The following is a 6,138-nucleotide window of genomic DNA, read 5'->3' on the forward strand; positions in this document are numbered from 1 at the left end:
GCGCAGCGGCCCCAAAAAACTGAAATCAATAGGAGTCGTCATGGACGCCCGTCTCAATGCTTTCCTCGACCGCGCCGAATCGGTCCTCGCCCGCCTCGAACCCCTGTTGCCCGCACCCCGCCCGGACATCGACTGGACCCGCACCCTGGCCGCCCGCTGGCAGCGCGACGGCCGTAGCGGCTACCTGATGCCGCTGGAGGTCAGCCTCGACATCCGCCTGTCCGACCTGATCGGCGTCGACCAGCAACGGGAACAGCTGGGCCGCAACACCCACCAGTTCATCAACGGCATGCCCGCCAACCACGCCCTGCTGTGGGGCTCGCGCGGCACCGGCAAGTCGTCGCTGGTGCGCGCGCTGCTTGCCGAGCATGCCGGCCAGGGCCTGCGCCTGATCGAGATCGAGCGTGACCACCTCGCCGACCTGCCGCGGGTGGTCGAGCAGCTGCAGGAACTCGACCAGCGCTTCATCCTGTTCTGCGACGACCTGTCGTTCGAGGCCGGGGAGGGCGACTACCGGGTGCTCAAGAGCGTGCTCGACGGCTCGCTGGAGCAGGCCCCGGACAACGTGCTGCTGTACGCCACCTCCAACCGCCGCCACCTGGTGCCGGAGAAGCAGAGCGACAACGAGAACTGGAAGATGGTCGACGGCGAGCTGCATCCCAACGAGGCGGTGGAGGACAAGATCGCCTTGTCCGACCGTTTCGGCTTGTGGTTGTCGTTCTACCCGTTCTCCCAGGAGCATTTCCTCAACGTGGTCGAGCACTGGATCGGCCAGCTGGCACGCCCGGCCGGGTTGCGCTGGCAGCGTGACGAAGCCCTGGACATCCTCGCCGTGCGCTGGGCCACCGGCCGCGGCAACCGTAATGGCCGTTGTGCCTATCAGTTCGCCCGCTACTGGGTCGGGCTGCAATTGCTGGAGCAGAAATAAATGATCGACCTCAATGCCAGTGGCCAGGGCCTCGATGGCTACGACCTGCTGGCCGCGCAAGTGCAGGCGCTGTTCGCCGACGAGCGTGACTTCATCGCCAATGCCGCGCAGTTCTCGGCCTTTCTCTACCACCAGGTGGACGACCTGAACTGGGCCGGCTTCTACCTGAACCGCAACGAAGAGCTGGTGCTTGGCCCGTTCCAGGGCCAGGTGGCGTGCGTGCGCATCCCGTTCGGCCGGGGCGTGTGCGGTGCCGCGGCGGCCACGCGCACGACCCAGCGGGTCGAGGACGTGCACGCGTTTCCCGGGCACATCGCCTGCGACAGCGCGTCCAACAGCGAGCTGGTGATTCCGTTGGTCAAGGCGGGGCGGTTGATCGGTGTGCTCGATCTGGACAGCCCGAAGCTCGCGCGTTTCAGCGAAGCCGATCAGGCAGGACTGGAGCGCCTGGCGGCGATCTTCCTGGAATTGAGCGATTGCTGAAATGAAGAAGGGGCCTGTACAGGCCCCTTTCTTCATCCAGATCAGTCGTAGATCGCCTTCTTCTTCCAGGTCTCATCCTCATCGGTCTTGAGCCCCTGGGTCAGCGCGTTCTCGTCGTTCTCGGCAGGTTCCATCTGGTCCAGCACCTGGGCATTGGCCCGGGCCAGCAGTTTTTCCAGGTAGGTCAGCTGCTCTTCATACTGCTTGGGCTCGGGCTGCTTGCGCAGGTACTGCACGCCACGCTCGAAGGCCAGGCGCGCCTGGCCGGGCTGGCCTTGCTGCAGGGCCTGCTGGCCCAGGTTGTTGAAGAACTCGATATGCAGCAGCACCAGGATATGGCGGATTTCCTTGACCCAGTACTTGCCCTCGTTGGTGGCCAGGAAGCCTTCCTGGGTGGCGCGCACGATCTGGTTGTGCAGCAGCTCCAGGAGGAAGCGTACGTCCTTGGCCTTGACCTCGGTCTGGATCGGCGCGGGCGGGTTGTTCACCGGAATCCGCTCACCCTGGGCGATCAGCCCCTCGAGTTCGGCGATGCGTGCTTTGATGTCGCTGCTGTGCTTGTCCAGGGCCAGCTGGCGCTGGTTGAGGTTCAGTTCCAGGCGGGTCAGCAGCAACTTGAGCGCGGGCGTCATGAACTGGCCCGGGAAGGTTTCGGTGATTTCGCCACAGCGGCGCAGGCGGTCGGCCAGTTCGACCTTGAGCCGTGCGCGTTCGAGCTTGCCGTTTTCGACCACATTGTTGAGGTAGCCGATCACGATCAGTAACGCGATACCCGCAACAATGAGCAGGGTGATCAGAAGTGGTGTCACCGTTAACGCCTCATCATGAAGAAGTTTTGCATCTGTCTGGAGTGTAGTGAGTTCGCCCGGAGGCGAACAGTGCAGCCGGGCGGAAGCGTGAAGAAGCCGACACGGTCGCCACAGGGATCTGTATCGGCCAGATCCTCGATTCCTGCAGGGTGGTGGCGCTTGGCCATGAGCTTGCCGAGCCGCCGTCAGAAAATCAACGCCAATCCCCGGACGCATCCTGCATCAGCCTGTGTGAAGGCGGGAAGTCATTGATTTAAATAAATTTCTACAAAGGGGTTGACGGCTTTCCATGGCATCCATAGAATGCGCGCCACTTGCAGCGTAAAGCACACAGCGAAGCGCGGCAGGGAGTGAATGTTGTAGCCGTGTCCCCTTCGTCTAGTGGCCTAGGACACCGCCCTTTCACGGCGGTAACAGGGGTTCGAGTCCCCTAGGGGACGCCAATGCGGGAATAGCTCAGTTGGTAGAGCACGACCTTGCCAAGGTCGGGGTCGCGAGTTCGAGTCTCGTTTCCCGCTCCAGTTTCTCCGGCACTGCTTCGCCAGGGCAGGAAAAGAAAATCCAGGCTGAATCGTGAGGTTCATGCTCTGGTGCGCTGAATGCGTCGGGTTTGTCCCCTTCGTCTAGTGGCCTAGGACACCGCCCTTTCACGGCGGTAACAGGGGTTCGAGTCCCCTAGGGGACGCCATTTGCGGGAATAGCTCAGTTGGTAGAGCACGACCTTGCCAAGGTCGGGGTCGCGAGTTCGAGTCTCGTTTCCCGCTCCAGTTTGAAAGGCATCGCTTATGGCGGTGCAGGTGGTGAAGGCCTTGATGGCGCTTCACGCCACATGCGGTAAAGCTTCACCCTGCGGGAATAGCTCAGTTGGTAGAGCACGACCTTGCCAAGGTCGGGGTCGCGAGTTCGAGTCTCGTTTCCCGCTCCAAATCGAAAACGCCACTTCATTGAAGTGGCGTTTTTTTTTGCTCGCGAGAACGCATCGCACAATGTATTGCAGAGCACGTTCAATGCCTCATTCCCGCACTCGCATCGACGAGGCGACGGGTTCCTCGGCCCTGGCGCTGGCCTGGCTCGTCACGCGTGAGTTGGCGATGGGCGTAGACGAATTGCCCGGCCTGATTGCCCTGCGCGGCGTCGTGGGGGCGGTGCTTGCTCCTGCCAGGGTTGTGGCAGCTCGTGCAACGAAGCTGGAAGAACCGGCTGCCGCCGCCGTACCTGGCGCCCGTTGCATCAAACCCTGTATCCCGGCTTGCAGCATGCGAGGCAACGCTGGCGAGTTAGCCGGGTTGGCGGCCACGCGCATCCATTGGGCCACGGATTTGGTGACAAGGCCTGGATTGAGCACGCTGAGCATTGACACATAACCGGAGTACTCGGCGATCTTCAAGGCCAGGGGGTTGTTGGCGAACATACCAATGCCTTGAGATACCGTCGACACCAGACCGGCGCTGGCGCCGGCGACGCTGACCAGGGTTCCGGACGCGGCGGAAGCGGTTGCGATGAAGCCGACCGCGGCGCCGATCGACGGGGCCGCCGCGCCTGCGGTAAGGACCGTGGCCACTGTCGCGACCACCGTCATGATGGCTCCGAGAATGAAGCTGAAGATGGCGCCGAGCATCGACCGTCCCGCCCCCATTGCCGCATAGTTTTCCGGTGTCTGGCTCAACTGGAAGTAGCGGCCGGTCGGGTCTCGCAGACCGATCGGATTGCCTGCGACATACGCATAGCGGTTCAGGCCGCCCGCTTCGAATGGGCTGAGCGCGTCCGGGCCCTGGAAGCGCATCAATCCCGGGTTGTAGGCCCGATAGCCCTGGCCGAGCAGGTACCAGCCTGTGTCCGGGTCGACGAATTCGCCGTTGTAGCCAAGCAGGCATTTCAGTGGATGAGCGTCCGTGCGTTCACCGTAGGCCCCGTAGGATGCCTGACGCAGGTTCTGGCCCTGACTCTCGGCGATCACGCTCTGGCTGGCGTTGCAGCGCAACAGCAAGGTCGCGTCGGCGCCCCCGCTTTGCTGCTGGCCCAACGGGCGATCCTGGTCGTAAAGGATCGAGGTCTGCAACGCATCGCGAATGGCCACGCTCAGTCGGTTGTCCTGGAAGACCAGACGGGTTTGCGTGCCGTCGGCATGCCCAAGAGCGTGCAGCTGGCCATGGGCGTCGTAGCGATACTCACAGAGCAGCCTTCCATCGGGGGCATTGACCGATAGCAGGCGGCTGCGCTTGTCATAGCGCATCTGGAACCCGAGGTGATCGTTGAGCAGGTTGCCATTGGCATCGTGGACAAGGGCAACCGCTGGCCTGGCGGCAGGCGGGTCGAAGCTGACCGCCGTGAGTTGGCAGGGGTCGTCGTTTTCGTAGGTGAAGCGCAAGGTTTCGGTGGACGTGTCGCTGAAACGGGTTTCGCAGCGCTCGATGTTGTGGAAGGCACCGTACGTGAAGTGCTGGCCCAGGATCTCGCGGCCTTGCCTGTCCTTGGGCAACTGTGTGCCGGCGCACGTGTGCTGGGTCAACTGGCCGAGCTTATCGTAGGTGAAGGTTTCTTCCAGCAGGCTCGTCGAACCCTGGCGCAGATGCCGGGACGCCAACAGGCCATCCAGGCCCCAGCCTTGCTCCAGCGTCTGGGTCGGCTGGCCGACGTGTTCGAAGGTGCGCAGGATCTCGCGGTCCTGGTCGTCGTAATCGATCGTCGTGGTCAGTGTCGTTTGCCCGACCAGGTCTTGGGTGACGGTGCTCCGCGGCCTGCCGAGCCGATCGTAGGCGAACGCTGCCTGCAGGTCGCCTTGCCGGGTCAGGGAAGGGCGTCCGAATTCGTCGTACTCGGTACGCTTTTCCAACCCGCTGGCGAGGGTCTGCGAAGTTTGCCGGCCCTGCAAGGACGTGGCCTGGGCAATGCTGTAGGTAGTGCCGTCCTCATTGATCCAGTGCCTGGCACTCAAGCGATTGTTCACGTCGTACTCGTAGCGTTGGCTTCCCTCATGGTTGCTGGCGTGGATCAGGCGCGCGCTCCTGGGATGAAAGTCGAAATCACTCACGTCGTCGTCGATTTCGGTGCGCACCGGTGCCTGGGTCAGGTTGGGCGCGTAGTGGTATCTGACTTCGTCGCCGGCCGCGGTCCTGCGGCTGGCGGGGAGCGTGCTGCCGTCGCTGTAGGCCAGGGTCTCGCGTTGCTTGCCGACCTTGAGCTCGACGGGGCGTTCCAGCCCGTCGAGTACCTGTTCGCCCAGGATGATCGGGGATGCCGAGGTGGCGGGTGTCACCGAAATGCGGGTTGCCACTTCGCTGCTGCTATGGGCCGCATAGCGCCTGTCCACTTTTGCCCGGTCAGGCCGTTCGGTACTGGTGAGGCGATTCCAGGCGTCATAGTGATGATGCGTGGCGTCGCCCTGCTCGTTGACCTGAGTGCGCAGGTTGCCGAGGCCGTCGTAGCTGAAGACCTGCCTGGCCAGTTCCCGCCCGTCGGCATCGAAGCGCAGGATATGCTCGGGTTCATCGAAGGGGGTGAACCACGTCTCGCGCAGGCCGCTGATCAGCCGGTCGGCACCGGCGGTCTGTCGCCAGGTGCGTTGCACGGGGCCCTCGTGCCGGGCATGGCCAAGGGGATTGGTCTGCTCGTGCACCTCGACACCGTCAGGCTCCGTCGTGCGGCTTAGGTTGCCCCATTCGTCGTAGGCAAAGCGGCGCGTCAGGCATAGCGGTTGCAGCATGCTGGCGTTGTCGAGGGCGTAGTCGGGCAGGTAATCGGTCTGGGTTTCGATGAGCTGGCGGCCGAAGGCGTCATAGTCGGTCGCCAGGATCTCGAACGCACGGGTCGGCTCGTTGTCGTCGATGTGGTCGCGCTGTTGTGTCACCGTGCGTGACAGCCCGTCCACCACGGTGGTGGTGCAGACGCCATGGGCATTGGTCAGACGCTGCTCGGCCC

Annotated in this window: 4 protein-coding genes and 5 tRNA genes; 7 read left to right on the forward strand and 2 right to left on the reverse strand. The window is 63.3% G+C overall.

Translation table 11 applies throughout. The annotated features are described in order from the left end of the window. Positions 1 to 40 precede the first annotated feature (40 nt). Both N7422_RS26685 and N7422_RS26690 read left to right on the forward strand, forming a co-directional pair. Positions 41 to 928, forward strand: a complete 888-nt coding sequence (locus N7422_RS26685; protein WP_279809337.1) for an ATP-binding protein — start codon at positions 41 to 43, stop codon at positions 926 to 928. After that, the gene (locus N7422_RS26690) at positions 929 to 1,411 is read left to right on the forward strand and encodes a GAF domain-containing protein (protein WP_279809338.1); all 483 of its coding nucleotides are present in this window, start codon (positions 929 to 931) and stop codon (positions 1,409 to 1,411) included. Positions 1,412 to 1,452: 41 nt separating this feature from the next. Here N7422_RS26690 and N7422_RS26695 read toward each other — a convergent pair whose 3' ends face one another. After that, positions 1,453 to 2,220 (reverse strand): hypothetical protein, encoded by a 768-nt coding sequence (locus tag N7422_RS26695; protein WP_279809339.1) that lies wholly within the window; start codon positions 2,218 to 2,220, stop codon positions 1,453 to 1,455. Between the two features lie 367 nt (positions 2,221 to 2,587). Here N7422_RS26695 and N7422_RS26700 point away from each other — a divergent pair. The 5 genes from N7422_RS26700 (at position 2,588) to N7422_RS26720 (ending at position 3,145) form a co-directional block, all read left to right on the forward strand. Beyond that, a tRNA-Glu gene (locus N7422_RS26700) sits at positions 2,588 to 2,663 on the forward strand. A 2-nt stretch (positions 2,664 to 2,665) separates the two neighbouring features. After that, positions 2,666 to 2,741 (forward strand) — tRNA-Gly (locus N7422_RS26705). 91 nt (positions 2,742 to 2,832) lie between these two features. After that, positions 2,833 to 2,908 (forward strand) — tRNA-Glu (locus N7422_RS26710). 3 nt (positions 2,909 to 2,911) lie between these two features. Beyond that, positions 2,912 to 2,987: transfer RNA gene (locus N7422_RS26715), tRNA-Gly, on the forward strand. Positions 2,988 to 3,069: 82 nt separating this feature from the next. Beyond that, positions 3,070 to 3,145, forward strand: a tRNA-Gly gene (locus N7422_RS26720). An 87-nt stretch (positions 3,146 to 3,232) separates the two neighbouring features. On the opposite strand, the gene N7422_RS26725 is transcribed toward N7422_RS26720, so the two are convergent. Beyond that, a partial coding sequence (locus tag N7422_RS26725) for an RHS repeat-associated core domain-containing protein (protein ID WP_279809340.1) occupies positions 3,233 to 6,138 on the reverse strand: 2,906 nt, incomplete at its 5' end.

Origin of the sequence: Pseudomonas sp. GD04091, assembly GCF_029836165.1 — a bacterium.
Classification (GTDB): domain Bacteria; phylum Pseudomonadota; class Gammaproteobacteria; order Pseudomonadales; family Pseudomonadaceae; genus Aquipseudomonas.

Coding starts and splice junctions, on each gene's coding strand:
- N7422_RS26685 (WP_279809337.1), top strand. CDS start 41: ATGGACGCCCGTCTCAATGCTTTCCTCGACCGCGCCGAATCGGTCCTC.
- N7422_RS26690 (WP_279809338.1), top strand. CDS start 929: ATGATCGACCTCAATGCCAGTGGCCAGGGCCTCGATGGCTACGACCTG.